This window comes from Bradyrhizobium elkanii USDA 76 (assembly GCF_023278185.1).
Lineage (GTDB): Bacteria > Pseudomonadota > Alphaproteobacteria > Rhizobiales > Xanthobacteraceae > Bradyrhizobium > Bradyrhizobium elkanii.
This window is the reverse complement of the sequence record NZ_CP066357.1, coordinates 299,221-315,661: the sequence shown is the minus strand read 5'-3', so window position 1 is coordinate 315,661 and position 16,441 is coordinate 299,221. Positions and strand designations below refer to the sequence as shown.

Here is a 16,441-nt window from a genome sequence, read left to right as displayed (position 1 = left end):
GGCAGGAGTGCGACTGCTGGATCAGGCGGAGCCGGCGGCGGCGCGGGCTGGGGGCGCTGGATCCGGCGGCGGCTGCAATTCTCCGGCGGCCGCTAGCGGTCAAGGCGCTTCGAGCAGCCCTGGATCGACCAACCCGGGCGCGACATCAATGACCCGAAGATGAAGGGGAAGTAGTCCCATCGCGAACAGCCCGCCGGATATGATCCAGCGGGCTATCTTCATGATGCGTTCGCTTATGAGCAGGAGCAGTCGCGGTTGAGGACCGAATTCGTTGGAGCGATTGCCTTGGATTTGAGGATCGGTGACTAGAGAGCTGGCCCCGCAAATTCGGACAGTAGCTTGAGTGGATTTTCTGCCTGACAGCGGCGAGGATTCTTGCTGCGAATCAGGAGCGAAGATGACGAAGAAGAGCCGCCGGACGCATTCTCCGGCATTCAAGGCGAAGGTTGCTTTGGCTGCGGTCAAAGGAGACAAGACACTGGCGGAGCTGGCGCAACTGTTTGATGTTCATCCGAACCAGATCACGATCTGGAAAAACCAGCTCCTGGAAGGCGCCGCCGGCGTGTTTGGGCATGACAAGACATCGGCCGAGACGCCGGTCGATTTGAAGGCGTTACATGCCAAGATCGGCGAGCTGGCGTTGGAAAACGATTTTTTGTCCGGCGCGCTCACCAAGGCGGGCCTGCTGAGCGCAAAGCGATGATCGACCGCGGTCATGATCTTTCTATCGTGCGCCAGGCGAAGGTCCTGAAGCTGGCTCGCAGCACGGTCTACTATGAACCTCGGCCAGTTTCGGCCGAGGACCTTGCCTTGATGCGTCGGCTCGATGAGCTGCATCTCGATTATCCCTTCGCGGGAGCGCGTATGCTGCGATCGTTGCTGCGGCGGGAGGGGGTATACGCCGGTCGCCGCCACATCGCGACGCTGATGAAGCGCATGGGGATCGAGGCGGTCTATCGTCGCCCGAACACGAGCAAGCCGGCTCCGGGTCACAAGATCTACCCGTACCTGTTGCGCGGATTGAAGATCGAGCGGCCCGACCATGCGTGGGCAATGGACATCACCTACATTCCGATGCGGCGTGGCTTCGTCTATCTCGCGGCGGTCGTCGATGTGTTCAGCCGACGGGTCCTGGCCCATCGCGTCTCGATCACAATGGAGGCGGCCTTCTGCGTCGAAGCGGTCCAGGAGGCGTTGGCGAAGCACGGCAGGCCCGCGATTTTCAACACGGACCAGGGCAGCCAGTTCACCAGCCTCGAGTTCACCGATGTGCTGCTGGACGCGAAGATCGCCATCAGCATGGACGGCAAGGGCGCCTGGCGCGACAACGTGTTTGTCGAGCGGCTCTGGCGCACGGTCAAATACGAAGAAGTTTATCTCCGCGCCTACGACAGCGTGTCCGAGGCGCGAGCGTCAATTGCCAAGTATCTGGCCTTCTACAATCAGGGACGCCCTCACTCGAGCCTTGACGGGCGCACGCCCGACGAGGCTTACTTCGGCACGCAAGCTATGGTGATGGCCGCATGACCGTCGCCGACGATTTTGTCGTCGCTCTGGTCGGGCTACGCCCTCCCGACGCAACGACAAAATCGTAAAGCCCCGCGTTCAGCATAACCCGGCAGGAATCCACTTAAATCCAGCGGGGCGCTGTCCAAACAACCGGGGCCAGCTCTATGGTGCTAGTTCCGCTTTGAGTGATGACAAGGTCATCGAACGACTGCACACCCGCAACATCAATGAAAGCTATCTTGTCATCCTGGCATTGGCTGAAATCCCGGATGAGATTGTTGGCACCAACGGTCATTAGACCATTGTCCTTGAATACAAACGTATCGGCACCTCCATGAGCATTGCCGCTCAGTTCACCATCTCCCCACATCTCATTGCTGACTGTGCCACCTTGCCCAGCCGTCCCCGCGTATAGGACATCGCTGCCGGCCTTGGCGCGACCTGAAACTTGCGCCGCATCGCCCCATAAGAAGTTGTCGACCCGGCCGCTACCAGCGGCATGGCCCCCGAAGATAAGATCATCGCCTCCTTGGGTCGCCCCGCCCATGATCTGTGCGTCGCCATAGAGCTGGTTCACAACGTCCGTCAAAGACCTGTCGCCGCCACTAAGACTGTCATTACCTCCGCTGGCAGCGTCGAGCATCGTAATAGCATCGCCGACGGCGAAGTTCTTGCTCCCCTGCAGCGCTGCAACGTCGTCGCCGCCTTGCGCACGGCCGGACATTGTGGCGCCGGCGTCCCCGTAAAAAGACACTGTGGAGCCGCCCTCGTTTACGAAAGTATCATTGCCGCCCTTGGCAAAACTGGAAATGTCGCCGCCGGCATCGCCATAGAAGGTCTTTGACGTTACCGCCCCACCGGATCCCGTGAAACTGTCGTCGCCTCCCTCAGCATGGCCGGAAATGTTGCCTCCGGCATCACCGTAGAACACCTGCGTTGCGAACAAGGCCCCGTTGAAGGTGTCGTTGCCACCTTTGCTGTGGTCGGTCATGTTACCGCCGGCATCTCCGTAGAATGAGTTGCCTGAGTCCGTTCTGGCTGTGAATGTGTCATCGCCGCCTTGGGCGTGACCGGTCATGTTGCTCCCGGTGTCACCAAAAAACGTGTTTGTAGCCTGTCTGGAGCCTTGGAAGCTGTCATTGCCACCCTTGCTGTGGCCAGACATGTCGCCGCCCGCATCGCCGTAAAAGGTGTGGGCGCCGCCCTGTACCGTCTGAGTTATGAAGGTGTCGTCGCCGCCCTGAGCGTGACCCGACATGGCGCCGCCAGCATCGCCGAAGAACGTATTGATTTGCTGTCTGCCAGTTCCACTCAAGAAGGTGTCGTTGCCCCCCTTACTGTGGCCCGACATGTCCACGCCAGCGTCCCCGTAGGCAGTGACACCTCCCGTTGGGAGTCCGTTGAATGTGTCATCGCCGCCCTGCGCAAAATCGAAAATGCTGCCAACCACGTCGCCATAAAATGTGTAATTGGAAAGTCCGACTTCATCGAAGGTGTCGTTCCCTCCCTTCGAAAAGTCAAACATGCTACCACCAGCATCACCGAATAGGGTCGGTGCGTCAGGGTTGCCTATCAGGTTGTCGTCGGTGCCAAATTGACGATTGACTAGGTCACCCGGAGTAAGCGGAACAGGCTGCCGGCGCATCGGAAATCCTCCTCGACTGCATCCAGCACAATCTTAGGGTGTTTCGTCAGGCAGCGATCAAACTATAAGTGGGTACACCCCGAGACCGAAGTCCCCAAGCGCCCACAAACCTGTATGAACAGGTTTCACTCTTGAGGGTCGTTCCCCTTCGGCTCTTCTAACTTCGGCAGATGACCGCGTCCGTCGCGACGCTCGCCGCGGTCACGCGGGGCGGGGCGTTCGGACGGGTCGCGGCCGAGCTTGGATTGCAGCTCGACGAGGTCGGTGAAGACGTCGGCCTGGCGGCGCAGCTCGTCGGCGATCATCGGCGGCTGGCTCGCGATGGTGGAGATCACGGTGACCCGGACGCCGCGGCGCTGGACGGCTTCGACCAGGGAGCGGAAGTCGCCGCCACCCGAGAATAGCACCATCTGGTCGATGTGCTCGGCGAGCTCCATCGCGTCCACGGCGAGCTCGATGTCCATGTTGCCCTTGACCTTGCGGCGGCCGGAGGCGTCGATGAACTCCTTGGTCGCCTTGGTGACGACCGTGTAGCCGTTGTAGTCCAGCTAGTCGATCAGCGGGCGGATCGAGGAGTATTCCTGATCCTCGATGATCGCGGTGTAGTAGAACGCCCGCAACAGCGTCCCGCGACTCTGAAATTCCTTCAGCAGGCGCTTGTAGTCGATGTCGAAGCCCAGAGTTTTCGCCGTCGCGTAGAGATTGGCCCCATCGATGAAGAGCGCGATCTTGTTAGTGGCAGAAGGTGACATGGCTGCCGTTTCCGAGCGAAGTGCGAAATTATAGCTGAGCGAAATTACGTCCACACCGGGAATGCCGCCGGCGGCTGAACGACCGAGATCATCATCGATCACTTCAATCTCGGACCACCCGAGTGCCGTCAGCCGGTCTCGCATGGCGTATTGGAGCGCGCCGATCTCGCGATTGTGCAACACCTGATGGGCCGAAGACTGACGCACGTAAAGAATCGCCTTGCGCTCCAGATGATGAGGCCTGACCTTGTCAGAGATCATGATCGACCTCCTTCGCGGGCGGCGTCGCTGTCATCGCTGCATGGTCGAGGATCAACTGCGTCATCAGGCTCGTGAGCGCTGCCCGCGCTTCTGCGGGCAGATCCAGCCATGTGGGCGCGCCGATGGCGCCGTTCGATAGGCCACTCCCGAACAGATCCATCTGCTGCTGCGGCCGCGGTTGTCGATTGTGTCGGTATCCGCTCGCTGGCACTGCCGTCTGCCGTGACATGAGTCTCTCCCCGATTCTGGTCGTGAGAGGCTCTGGATGCGCCAGAAAGCAGGGCAGCTAATGGCGTTCGATCCTTCAACGCCAGATCGAGAAGCGTAGAGAGCGCCGCAAGTGCGTCAATGCTGACAAACGGCTGAGCTGTCAAAGGCTCAGCGTCAGGGCATGCCGTCCGGTCGAACATCCACGCTGGAACTTCCAGGCAACGATCTGTTTGCGATCCATCAAGAGAGCAGCGGAAAGCGACATCATCAGCCTTCTCGACCCTTCCATGAACGCAAACTCGGAGACCAAACCAGGGATGATGTCGATAAAAAACCTCGCGAAGAACGGTCCTGTGGGCGTTCTTGAGCCTTGTTGTATAACGAAGAACGGCCCCATAGGGCGATCGGCAATCGACCGCCGATTTTGCTGCAAACCCACGTCGGCGCGACCAGCCCGCCAACGTGACAGCGGCGCAAAACTCTAGTTCTGGGTGGTCCAAAGTTCGGTCTCGCTACACTTCGGGGCGGACTCTAACTCCTTCTGGAGGAAATACTCAGTGGCAGGTCAGCCTCACATCACCATGTCTGGCAAGGTCCTGAGCCTTGGCCTGGCATCTATAGTCTCGAAATGGCTACGATGAGAAACTTCCGATGGGGCCATCGCCGCTCCGCCGCAGGTCCGAGCGATCTCAGCAGCCAAGCAGGTGATCCCATCGGCAGCGGATTTCCAAAATTGACAATCTCTGTGCTCTTAACGGAGCGTCCCTCAAGATGACATGCCCCTTCAATAAGCTCGATTAGTTGCGGCGGCGTATAGGGTCTCTCGGTGCCCAATCGATAGCCAGGAACGAAGTGCAGAATAGGAGATCGCAGCGTACGAGCTTTTTGGATCGCAAAGGCTCCGAAGTTCGGCACTCCGACGGCGAGATAGCCACCATCAACTGTAACTCGGGACATTTCCTTCAAGATCTGCAGGGCTGCTTCAGGGTGATAGTGCTCTAGTACACCAATATTCCATGTGAGGTCGAATGACCGCTCCTCAAAAGGGAGCTTGAATAAGTCGCCTTGAATGAAATCAACATTTTGGCATCCAAACCGCTCGGCGAGATATTTTGCGAATCGCAGAGCGCTCGGCGATATATCTAGCAACACTCGCCTCATATTCGATGATAACAGTAGAGACGCTTTTCCAGATCCACTTCCCGCCTCCAAGACATAGGGATCGGATCGAAGTTTGAGAATGTGCCCTATGTGGTCTGTTATCTCCCTATAATAGAGCCGCCACCAATCTGATGAGAAGTTGACTGGGTTCTTTTTATCCCTTGCAGCCTCCTTTTGAAACTGAGCACTCCAGAATAAATTCTCCTGCTCAACGAGATGTCTGATGTCATCGAGTTTAGTCATGGCGAGTTCTCGCGGACGGGAGCGCTATCCCGAATAAGTGCAGGTCACGCCGCAGCCGCGCAGCTGAAAAAAATTGAAGGGTGTGCATTCCAATCATAGAGGCTGCATCGAGATTTGCCGGCATATCGTCAATGAAAAGAGCCTCCTGAGGCCGACATCTCAGCCGTTCAAGGATCATGACAAAAGACTGGGGGGCGGGCTTGCATGTGTCAGTTTCGAACGAGTAGCTGATCTCGTCAAACAGCTCTCGAAATGAGAATTTCTCTTCGCAATAGCTGATCCATTCCCGGGCATGAACGGATAGCAAGCCTATCCGATAGCCGGATCGTCGAAGCTCATGAATTATCGATCGTGTGCCGGGGATTTCCCGAAAACCCTCACGTACGAGGTTGTGAAGCTCCTCTGAGCTTATGGTCCAGCAGTGCTTATCAATTAGCGCCGACCAATAGTCTTGCTCGCTGATGCGTCCTTCGAAAAGGGCTTTAAGTTCAGGAATCTGCAATTCGAGCCTGCTCGAAGACACGCCGACACTCCTGCCGAGCCGCTCATGAAGTCCGAGCAGGCCGTGCAAGAGAACCTCTGAAAGATCAAATATGATTGCCTGGATATCCGACGCTTTCGACAAGTTCATCACCTATAACGCATGACATTCCTGATTTTGGCTGTTTCCAACAGTCAACGGCTAATTTGCGATCACGGCTGCGCCCTCAAAGCTGGCCAGTTGTCGAGGGGCGACGAGTTTAAGCTCTTAGGGCGGCCTGGCCGAGACGCGGCTCCGTCGCGACTCTTGTCAATTTTCTGGATGATCGCTTCGGGCCGCTGACACCAGACGCGCAACAGTCGCGCGCGCGTAACTGGTGATCTCCTAGGGGTACGTCATAATATTCTTCAGTCTTGGGTAGGCAATCACATCCCGAATGTTCGTCCGGCAGAGGGCCCAGGCTAGAAATCTCTCTATCCCTAAGCCAAAGCCGGACGTAGTAGAGTAGTTTGGCTGCCGTCTTAGTTCGATGTACCATTCATATGGTCTAGGACATATGCCTTGCCTCGCGAGCGATTCGATCAACTCGTCCGCGGCGTCCTGGCGCTCGCCACATCCCACAATCTCACCACCAAAACATCCACCATCGAGGGGCGGGAAGATAAGGTCTGCGTTGATCGCTTTTTCCGGGTGCCGGCGATCGGGCTTTAGATAAAACGGTACTTGGTCTCGATCATAGTTGGTTATCCAGAAAGGAGTATCTAGCTTCAAGAGATCGGCTAGCCGCATCTCACCTTCGGCTGTAATTGTTCGGCGATGCGTGGCCAGTTCAGTAATTCCCTTTCCTCCGTGCTCGCGGAGAAGTTCGCACGCCTGATCGAAGGAAACGCGAGGAAATGCCGCCGCCGCAGTGATGGAGTTGATAGCATTCCTGGTCTGTTTCGGATTCGTACTAATCTTCTCGACGATGTTGTTCATCAAACTCAATGCACGACATAGTGCCTTTATGTAGCCTTCTATCAGCGGGAACAATTGACCAATGCTCCCGCGGATCTCGGCCTCACAGTGGAAGAATTGGTTTAGGTGCCTACTATCGGCATCTTCCCCTCTCATAGATGGGAGGTAGCAATAGACCATCGGCATGCCGTTCAAGAGGAGCGGTTCGAACCCGAACTGAGAGGAATCGACAAGATATGAATCGAGTTCGCCAAACTTGATAGCAATTGCCTCCGAGTCTGAGCCGGCCCCCATTGGCGACGATATGCTGGGTGTTAGCATAAACAAATCTATGTTTCGCCCTTCGTGCATGACCGAGAAGTAGTAGTCAGACACGGCGCGAACGTAATGGCGAAGGGTGAGCAGAGCGTGGAAGTATTTGTTGCGCGTCAGATCAATATAGTGAGTTGAGGGATTGTACACGGGCATCGAGAAGAGCGACCGCTCCTGAAGACGATACGATGCATCATCCCGCAGAATGGCGGCTTCGAAGTGGCTATCGAACATCTCGCCTCTCCTTCTCGCTAATGTTTGTCGATCCAGATTCGTGGTGTATCGTCTTCTGCAATGATCCTGGCTTCTCCTCCAATCGGAAGTGTCACAATTGGGCTTGTGTGGCCGAAACCCAGATTGGCCACAACCGGAATGCCTTTGAGCTCGGCTTTATTCGCCACGATGCGCTTTAGAATGGATCTTGACATTCCGCTTGCCGCTTGAAACCTGCCGATCAGTACTCCTCGGACGCCTTCAAAATCCGGCTGCAAGATCAGGGATTGGAGTTGCCTGTCGAAATGTCGCGGGGTGATGTCGGCAGTTTCTTCAAGGCAAACGATGCTGCCGAGAAGACTTGGCCAATAGTCGCTCCCCTGCAGTGCGTTCAGTGAACGACAGTGCCCGCCCACGAGCCGTCCATGGGCAACACCCGGATTAAGAACCCAGTAGCCTTCATTCGGTAGCCATTTCCGATTCTCCTGATCAATGTACCAGTCGTCGTCGCTCCATTCGGGAGAGGCGAGCAGCTCAAACGGCTCACTCCCCATGCAGCACGTCAGGAAATTCTCTGCGCTAAACTCAAGTCCGTATTTCATGCCCCACGTTGAGAAGTGCGGTCCGGAATACGTCACTAGGCCTGCTTGCGCGAGAATTGAATTCGTAAGAGTCGTTGTGTCGGAAAATCCGCATATGATCTTTGGATGTCTTTCGATTAATGTGAAATTGATATGGCGTAGGAGTTGATTGCTATTGTATCCGCCAATGGCGCTCAGGATAACCGTTACAGAGTCATCAAGAAACGCTTCATGAAGGTCGCTGACTCGAGCGGCGACCGATGTTGACTGAAAGCTATCCATTTCGGCCGCGTGCCGTCCAAAACTGACGTGCATTCCGTGTGATTTTAGGAATTGCGTCGCCCTGTCTCTGACGCTCGGAGTGATAAAGCTCAGACTGCGTGACGGCGCTACAACGCGTAAATGCGCGCCTTGAACAAGGCGGGGCGGATACGTTGCATGGGATGCGCTCATCGGCGATCACTTCCGTTTATCACCTTAGTCGATTGCGCAATCGTCGTTTTAGCTGGCGTGCTGGAGCACTTCCAGAGTTCGCGATGGCGCCGCCGCAGCTCTTGGTCTGCAAAAGCGGCACCCAAGAATCGGCTAGTACCTCGACCGAATCGAGGGCGCCTCGGAGTTCATGTCGGCCGCATGTAGGAATAGATTTAAGCGTAGGTCCACAGCAACTCTCAAATCAGGGAGCCTGCCAAAGCTAGGAGGCTAGGACCTCCGGCACTCGACGGCGACAGGCGATCGGAGGTAAGTTTCTGGACAATTAGGCTGTCGACAGCATTGCTGTGACTGTCACCCCACCAATCAGGGCGAAACGAAACGGCCTTGTTCGTGATTCGATCGTCCGGACCGCGAACCGGAGGCTGCTGTTTCGCCCCTCAGAGTTCCGCATCGTCTAAGGTCTGGTCGTGCCCGCTAGGTTGGGCGAAAATTCGTGAGCTTCAACATGGATCGAATTCAAGTTGTCAACCTGTATATCGCGGGCCGACGATTTCGCCGCTTGAGTGCGGCCGACTACGACAGGCTCCGGCTGCCGTTCCCCGAAGGAATGTTCATAATGCGCTCCCGGTCGTGTGCAGGTCGCCGCAATTCTTCGCATCGGTGTTTGTGCTTCCTTATTCGGTCGCGCCGCTGACGCGGTGATCTTCGCTATGCGGAATGCGTGCTCCATCGACACCGAATTGTCGGCAGATGCTAGTGTTCTGACTCATTCATTTGCATCCCGCTATGGCGAGCGCGTTTTTGGCTCGGCGGTGCTTTGCGAGGATGGACTTGGCGCTGGCGGTCCATTTGAATGGCTTTGGGTTTTGGTTTCGATGCTCGATCCACTCGTCAATCGCGGTTTTGAGTTCGGTGACGTCGTTGAAGGTTCCTCGCCGGATACGCTGGCGAGTGATTTCGGCGAACAGCCGCTCGACGAGGTTGAGCCAGGAACTGGATGTCGGCGTGAAGTGCAGCGTGAAGCGTTTGTGTCGCGCCAACCAGCGCTTCACGGCCGGCGTCTTGTGGGTGGCGTAGTTGTCGAGGATCAGATGCAGATCGAGATGTGCAGGCGTCTCGCGGTCGATTGTTTTCAGGAACGACAGGAACTCGTCTGCCCGATGGCGTGCCAGACATTCGCCGATGACGGTACCGGCCGCCACATCGAGCGCGGCGAAGAGTGTTGTGGTGCCGTTGCGCTTGTAATCATGGGTCATCGTGCCGGCACGGCCCTTTTTCAAGGGCAAACCCGGCTGCGTGCGGTCGAGTGCCTGGATTTGGCTCTTCTCATCGACGGAGAGCACCAGGGCCTTCTCCGGCGGATCGACGTAAAGGCCGACGATATCCTCGACCTTCGCGACGAAGTCGGGATCGTTGGAGATCTTGAAGCTGCGCACGAGATGCGGCTTGAGGCCGTGCTCGGCCCAGATGCGCTGCACGCTCGTGTGGCTGATGCCCATTTCTTCCGCCATCGATCGCACGCTCCAGTGCGTGGCATTGGCGGGACGTTCCTTCACGGTCTTCTCGACGACCTTGAGCTTCATGGCAGCGCTGAGCGGCTTTCGGCCAGGCGGCTTGGAGCGGCCTTTGATCAGACCATCGACACCGGCCTCGGCAAAGTAGTCCTGCCAACGCCAGACGGTGGTTTTCGAAACCCCGACCTCACGCATCATCGCCACGACGCCATGACCGTCCGCCGTCATCAGCACGATCCTCGCTCGCTTGGCGATTTTCTGAGCCGTGTTCCCATCGGTGAGCAGTTGCTCCAGTTCCCTGCGAGCCTTGCGATCAAGTCCAATCAAGTCGTTTCCCATGCCGCGAGTGAATCATGTTCGCGACAAGCTGGGATTCAAATGTCAGTGACAGAACACTAGGGACTTGCCGGCGAGAGTTCCTCGTTCGAAGCTGACCCTTCGAGGTCAAACAATTTGGTGGGATCATGCGCATCTGCGGTATAAAGCTGACTCATGACGGGGCAGTCGCTCTAGTCGAGGATGGACGGCTTGTCTTTTGCGTTGAAGAGGAAAAACGGGGCAATAATCCTCGGTATCAAAAAATCGATAACCTCGATGCAATTGTCGTTGCTCTGGCGGAGTATGGCCTCGATGCGCGAGACGTCGATGAGTTCGTCGTCGACGGCTGGATCGGGCGAGAAGAGTCGCGGTTGGAGATCATCAGCGGTACGGCGCCCATCACGCTCAAAGGGGCGCCATATCTCGAACGCCATGCTGACCACCCCCTCACCTCGTGCGACGCCTTTGGCCTGATGCTTGACGGCAGGGCCTTCCCTTACAAGAGCTATCCGCATGTCACGGGACATATGGCCTCCGCATACTGCACCAGCCCCTTTGCCAAAACAGGCGAACCGGCATTCTGTCTGGTTTGGGACGGCGCCATGTTTCCACGGCTCTATCATATTGAGCGCGGCGGAGCCCAGTTCCTCGAATACCTATTCCCGATGATTGGGCATGCCTATCCTGCGGCGAGCCAGCACTTTGGGCCGTATATGAGGGCAAATCGCGGTGGTTGGGGCGACCGGGCAATTGCGGGCAAGATAATGGCCTACATTGCGCTTGGGTCGGCGGACAAAGACATTGTGGAGGTGTTTCGGGAGGAATACGAGAAGCGCTTTGGCGACCATGCGGAGCTTGCTCACTGTGTGGATGTCAACGGTATGGAATCGGCGATTTCCGCTGTGCATGATTTCTTCGAGGCCAGCGCGTTGCGGTTCAAAGCCAAACCACCAGAAGATGTGCTTGCATCGTTTCATTGCTTCGTCGAGCGTCTGCTCGTGCGAGAAATCGAGAATGCTCTGCAGCGGCATTCGTTCGTTGCGGGACCACGGAATTTGTGCATAGTCGGCGGTTGTGGTCTGAACATCAAGTGGAACAGTGCACTGCGTGCAACAGGCTTGTTCAAGGCCGTCTGGGTGCCCCCGTTTCCCAATGACAGTGGCTCAGCAGTCGGCGCCGCTTGTTCCGCGTTGGCAGCGCACAATGGCTTCTTCGGACCGTTGGAGTGGTCCGTCTACAGCGGCCCCGCGCTGAAACGGGGTGATGTGCCGCGCGGGTGGAAAGCGGCGCCGTGCAGCTTGCGCGAATTGGCAATCATTCTCGCGGCTGACAAGCCCGTGGTCTTCCTTGCCGGACGTGCCGAGTTGGGACCACGGGCGTTGGGTGGCAGAAGCATTCTCGCAGCGGCGACCTCGGCGGGAATGAAGGACTATCTCAACGACCTCAAGCTTCGAGAACACTTCCGGCCGGTGGCTCCTATATGTTTGGAGGACCGTGCGCCGGACATTTTCAGTCCTGGAACGCCCGACCCTTACATGCTTTTCGATCACGAGACGCGGGTTGATTGGCGTAACAAAATTCCTGCTGTTGTTCACCTCGACGGGTCTGCGCGATTGCAGACGATTCCCAGAACCTCTCAGCATGCAGTGGCTGAGCTTCTCGTCGAATATGAAAGGCTCACGGGCATCCCGCTGCTTTGCAATACAAGCGCCAACCTCCATGGAAGGGGGTTTTTTCCGGATACCGCAGCGGCGTGCCAGTGGGGACGCGTCGAACACATATGGTGCGAGGGTCTGCTGTGGACCAACGTCAAAGCGAAACCAAAATGACGAACTTGCCTTTGTTCTAAGGCCGGCCCCCAGCCTCATTAGCAGTTGCTGACGCGGCCTGATGGGGGCAAGGCTTATCACGTCACCACGATTGGAAGAGCCCTGATAAAGAGGGGGACTGCCTGCGTGGCTGGAAAAGTCTCACAATCGGACGCTTCTGGGATCAGTGTTCTAAGATCGCTGGGAGCGTTACGCCGCGCAGGTTCCGGAATTCGAGGAACCGATTCGGCGCGCGTCAATAGGCCAATGGTCACATGCCGCATCAATATCGGGCGTTAGTGTTGTCGTTCGGTCCTCATCGGGCGCGATGAGCGGCAGATCATCATCCGAGAGGGTGGATTAAGGAGTTTACCTGCCACTGTGGGTCAGCGTCGCAAGTGGAGGGCCTTAGTGGGTCGTTCGTGAAGAATGCAGATCGGCCTGAGAGATAGGCAGAAGTTGTCTCGATAAAGTATTCGATTTTGCAGGAAAGCCGGGTGTCGGGCCGCGCATTCTTGCGTTTTGGGATTTTGCTTTCGCGCGATTCGTGATTCCCTGACCGCGGGTCATCGGCATTGGGAACGGCGATGAGCAAACCGCGGGACGATCGCCAGAAGGACCTGTTGCTTCCGGCGCTTGATCAAATCCTCGACATGGGCCACCCGCTGGTGCGGTTGGCGGCGCTGATCGACTGGAAGTTTCTGGATGACCGCTTTGGTTCGGTGTGCCAGGCCGGTCCGGGGCAGCCAGGCCTGCCGACGCGGCTTGTCGCCGGCCTGTTCATCCTGAAGCACATGCACAATCTGTCAGATGAGGCGCTGTGCGCCCGGTGGATTGAGAATCCCTACTACCAATACTTCTGTGGCGAGTTGAGCTTCTGCCACCGTTTGCCGTTCGATCGATCGTCGATGACACGCTGGCGCCAGCGGCTCGGCGAGGAGCAACTCGTCGCGCTCATCCAGGAAAGTCTGTCGGTGGCGCACAAGACTGGCGCCATCGGCCCTAAGGACCTGGAGCGGGTGGTGGTCGATACCACGGTGCAGCCCAAGGCAGTTGCGCACCCGACCGACGCGCGGCTGATGCATCGGGCCATCATCAAGCTCGTCGGGCTCGCCAAGCGCAACCGTGTGCCGCTGCGCCAGAGCTATCTGCGCCTGGCCAAGCGCGCCGCCATCATGGTCTGGCCGCTATACCCACGCCCACCAGTTCAAACGCGCCCGGCGCCAGCTCAAGTTCCTGCGGACACGGCTTGGCCGGATCATCCGCGACATCCGCCGCAAGATTGATGGCGATGCGGTGCTGGAAGCTCGCTTCGGCCCGCTGCTCGGTTTAGCGCAGCAGGTGCGCAGCCAGGATCAGCATCAGCGCGGCCCCAAGGTCTATGCATTACATGCGCCGGAGGTCGAGTGCATCGGCAAAGGCAAAGCCCGCGCGCCTTACGAGTTCGGCTGCAAGATCAGTATCGCCACCCCCGTGACGTCTCCGAAGGGCGGACAGTTCGTGCTCCATGCCAAAGCGCTGCACGGCAATCCCTTCGACGGCCACACGCTCGGCCCCGTGATCGCCGACATGGAGAAGCTGACCGGCGTGGAGGCTCGTCGCATCCACGTCGACAAAGGGTACCGCGGTCACAACCACCCGCATCGGTTCAGGGTCTGGATCTCTGGTCAGGTTCGTCGCGTCACGGCTTCCATCCGTCGCGAGATAAAGCGTCGCGCGGCTGTCGAGCCCGTCATCGGCCACATCAAGGCCGAGCACCGCATGGATCGAAACTATCTCAAGGGACGCCTCGGCGACCGCATCAACGCCGTCCTCGCCGCTGCCGGCTACAACTTCGGCCTGCTCCTACGATGGCTCGCAGAGCTTTTGCGCGTCATCATCCGGGCGTTGGCTGAAACCGTCCTGCCACAAAAGATCGCTTAAATCAGCGCTCGTCCGCGTTCTTCACGGCGGACTAGTGGGCTATACAGTAGACGCAGCGAATAGACGTTTGGTCCTCGCTGATGCTGCTTCTGATCAAGCGCCAACATGCGTTCGAGGACACCAGTCGGAACAGTGTTCCGGAGGACAAAGTCCTTCGTTAGCCAAATGAGCGGATGCTCAGTCGTGAGCACCGTCATGTCTTGGTCGGATCGAAATCGCGAGGTGTCCATTCCTCTCCGGGTTCTAGGTCAGCTAGGTCAATTACATGGCCCGTGCCTTCAACCGGCCACCCTCCCATCTTGGCTGCCCCCTCGTAGGTGGCCATGCGTCGAGAGATAACCACTTCATCCGTAGCGATGTTGTAGAGCTTCACTTTGTAAACGGTGGTCCTGGCCATCTCCATTTCCATTTGCTCTTGATCTGCGTCCTGGGCGTATCCCTGCAAATGGTTCAGCACTAAGTTGCCCCCGCCTGGGCAGCGGCGCAAGCTTGTCGAGGATGTGCCGCGGGGCTCCTTCTTTGATCTCTACGCCGTATCCGTAAACCAGCCCGTCGTCGTTGCGATCTCGTGTATCGTATACTCGATTTGATTTAGTTCATCGGGCCTGAGGTAAAGTGCCGCGGCAATCGCCTCAGCTTCCTCGCAGTCGTGCTCATCTTCAAGCTGTCTCCTCTCATTGTACACCACGCATCATTCCGAATGCCGTATCTTAAAGATCAACTTCGTCCGCATCGGCTGCAGCATATACTCCAACGCCTATACTTGCTTTACATAATGAGTGAGCGGTGAGGTTCGTCGAATATCCTGGGTGGTACTCGGAGCGACTGCGGCATTTTGGAGAGGCTCTAACGTTTCAGCGATAGGAAATCAGTTCAGTCTCGGAGGTAGTTCAACATGCGGTTGCACGCATTCTCGGCCTCAGCGAAGCTTTGAAGCGGCGAGCCGAGAATCCGTATCGAGCCACGGCTCTGGTGAAGCGGACGCCAGGAGGCGACGTAGCCCAACCTTCCGCGAAAGCCATGACCAGTCGGGCTCTGGAAGCTGATCACGAACGAATAGCCGTCGCTGCTCGCACTCCATATTTCCATGTCTTCGACAGCGCGATGGAATTGCAGGGGCATCAGGCTCCGTTCGCCTGGTCAACCCGAGAACAAAATGCTTCGGTCGAACGACGTGACGGGTCAATGGGCGGGCTGTGGCGCGTCGAGCTTTCGGTCGACTGCAATGTTCCCGCACCTAGTTATTTCACCCGCGACGGAATCATTATTCTCGAGAAGCGTGAAGGGCAAGATTGGGAGCCACAATCGTTCTTTGCCAAGCTTATCGCCACGTATGCACCCGGCTCTTGGTTTAAGCTTGCAGACCCGAAAGATCAGGAAGCGTTCGAGGCGGACAGGAAGGTGTTGTCAAAATGACGTTCGCCGTCGATGATGAAGTCGCATCGCTCTTCAAAGTGTCTGCGCTTCGTGCTGCACTTCTCGATCTCGGCAACCAAGCGCAAGTGGAGTTTGTCGGACGGTTTGGCGAGGCAAGATTGCAGACCAACACGGTTGCCGTGCTTTGGCGTTCCGGCCAATCGTCTCGCCGAACTGCGATAGCTCCGTCTCCGCAACGTGGTCGATGAGGGCTCACTTACTCGGCCGCCAGTTTTGGTCTCTTTCACGCAAAAGCCGCCATATGGCGGCTTTTGCGCTATGCTTCATCACCTTTGCCGTATCGCCTTTGCTAATAATAACTGCGTGGTTGCCCACGGGTTGCCCAAAAAGTGATAAAGTCTGACTAATCTCGGCTAACTTGATAGGCTATTCGCTTCCTATCGATCCAATTCGCCGCGTGCGCTCAAGCTCGCGCGACCGAAGTGTTTGTTGCTTGAGCGGCTTGCACTCCTCCGCCTTATCTCTTGATGTCTCGGCGTGAGTTTTGACGTTTGCGTCGTCAATCGCTTTTTTTCAAATCGAGAAGCATATCCTTGACCCACTCTATCGACGTCTCGACCTACCATTACGAGGATCCTTGCTGGCACCCCAAGGATCGGATTGCACGGAATCCCAACGTAGCTCCGATCCCCCTCGATTCAGGTAGTAGCACGCTTCGGTGCATGAGCCTACGATGTTCCA

Annotated in this window: 12 protein-coding genes and 2 pseudogenes; 4 read left to right on the top strand and 10 right to left on the bottom strand. The window is 57.2% G+C overall.

Translation table 11 applies throughout. The features are described 5' to 3' along the window. The first annotated feature begins 397 nt into the window (after window positions 1-397). A protein-coding gene (locus JEY66_RS44590) for an IS3-like element ISRj2 family transposase (RefSeq protein ID WP_109866565.1) occupies window positions 398-1,527 on the top strand; the annotation gives its coding sequence in 2 pieces (ribosomal slippage) (window positions 398-650 and window positions 650-1,527; 1,131 coding nt in all). Between the two features lie 103 nt (window positions 1,528-1,630). Here JEY66_RS44590 and JEY66_RS44585 read toward each other — a convergent pair. The 9 genes and pseudogenes from JEY66_RS44585 to JEY66_RS44545 form a co-directional block, all read right to left on the bottom strand. Further along, window positions 1,631-3,154, bottom strand: coding sequence for a hypothetical protein (locus JEY66_RS44585; RefSeq protein WP_018273968.1), 1,524 nt, complete (start codon window positions 3,152-3,154; stop codon window positions 1,631-1,633). 125 nt (window positions 3,155-3,279) lie between these two features. Beyond that, window positions 3,280-3,906 (bottom strand): annotated as a pseudogene (locus JEY66_RS44580) (LabA-like NYN domain-containing protein). Window positions 3,907-4,156: 250 nt separating this feature from the next. After that, the gene (locus JEY66_RS44575; protein WP_041482974.1) at window positions 4,157-4,396 is read right to left on the bottom strand and encodes a hypothetical protein; all 240 of its coding nucleotides are present in this window, start codon (window positions 4,394-4,396) and stop codon (window positions 4,157-4,159) included. 141 nt (window positions 4,397-4,537) lie between these two features. Then, window positions 4,538-4,816, bottom strand: a complete 279-nt coding sequence (locus JEY66_RS44570; protein ID WP_157183511.1) for a hypothetical protein — start codon at window positions 4,814-4,816, stop codon at window positions 4,538-4,540. A gap of 176 nt (window positions 4,817-4,992) precedes the next feature. Continuing rightward, the gene (locus JEY66_RS44565; RefSeq protein ID WP_080650490.1) at window positions 4,993-5,781 is read right to left on the bottom strand and encodes a class I SAM-dependent methyltransferase; all 789 of its coding nucleotides are present in this window, start codon (window positions 5,779-5,781) and stop codon (window positions 4,993-4,995) included. Then, window positions 5,774-6,406 carry an HAD-IA family hydrolase gene (locus JEY66_RS44560; protein ID WP_157183510.1) on the bottom strand — a complete coding sequence of 211 codons (633 nt, stop codon included), beginning with the start codon at window positions 6,404-6,406 and terminating at the stop codon, window positions 5,774-5,776. The genes JEY66_RS44565 and JEY66_RS44560 overlap by 8 nt, the downstream gene beginning before the upstream one ends. Window positions 6,407-6,646: 240 nt before the next feature. Then, entirely contained in the window at window positions 6,647-7,765 is a 1,119-nt protein-coding gene (locus JEY66_RS44555; RefSeq protein WP_018273962.1) for an amino acid--tRNA ligase-related protein, read from the bottom strand. A gap of 17 nt (window positions 7,766-7,782) precedes the next feature. After that, window positions 7,783-8,778 (bottom strand): S66 family peptidase, encoded by a 996-nt coding sequence (locus JEY66_RS44550; RefSeq protein ID WP_026193427.1) that lies wholly within the window; start codon window positions 8,776-8,778, stop codon window positions 7,783-7,785. A gap of 752 nt (window positions 8,779-9,530) precedes the next feature. Continuing rightward, entirely contained in the window at window positions 9,531-10,613 is a 1,083-nt protein-coding gene (locus JEY66_RS44545; protein ID WP_018273960.1) for an IS630 family transposase, read from the bottom strand. A gap of 125 nt (window positions 10,614-10,738) precedes the next feature. Between JEY66_RS44545 and nodU the strand changes: the two genes are divergently transcribed. Both nodU and JEY66_RS44535 read left to right on the top strand, forming a co-directional pair. Further along, window positions 10,739-12,421, top strand: coding sequence for a nodulation protein NodU (nodU, locus tag JEY66_RS44540; protein WP_018273959.1), 1,683 nt, complete (start codon window positions 10,739-10,741; stop codon window positions 12,419-12,421). A gap of 566 nt (window positions 12,422-12,987) precedes the next feature. Then, window positions 12,988-14,323: pseudogene (locus tag JEY66_RS44535) on the top strand (IS5 family transposase). A gap of 193 nt (window positions 14,324-14,516) precedes the next feature. Here the strand turns inward: JEY66_RS44535 and JEY66_RS44530 are convergent. Next, window positions 14,517-14,720: a hypothetical protein gene (locus JEY66_RS44530; RefSeq protein ID WP_141382161.1), complete on the bottom strand. Its 204-nt coding sequence runs from the start codon at window positions 14,718-14,720 to the stop codon at window positions 14,517-14,519. Window positions 14,721-15,343: 623 nt separating this feature from the next. On the opposite strand from JEY66_RS44530, the gene JEY66_RS44520 reads away from it, so the two are divergent. Continuing rightward, window positions 15,344-15,739 carry a hypothetical protein gene (locus JEY66_RS44520; protein ID WP_157183509.1) on the top strand — a complete coding sequence of 132 codons (396 nt, stop codon included), beginning with the start codon at window positions 15,344-15,346 and terminating at the stop codon, window positions 15,737-15,739. The last annotated feature ends 702 nt before the right edge of the window (window positions 15,740-16,441 follow it).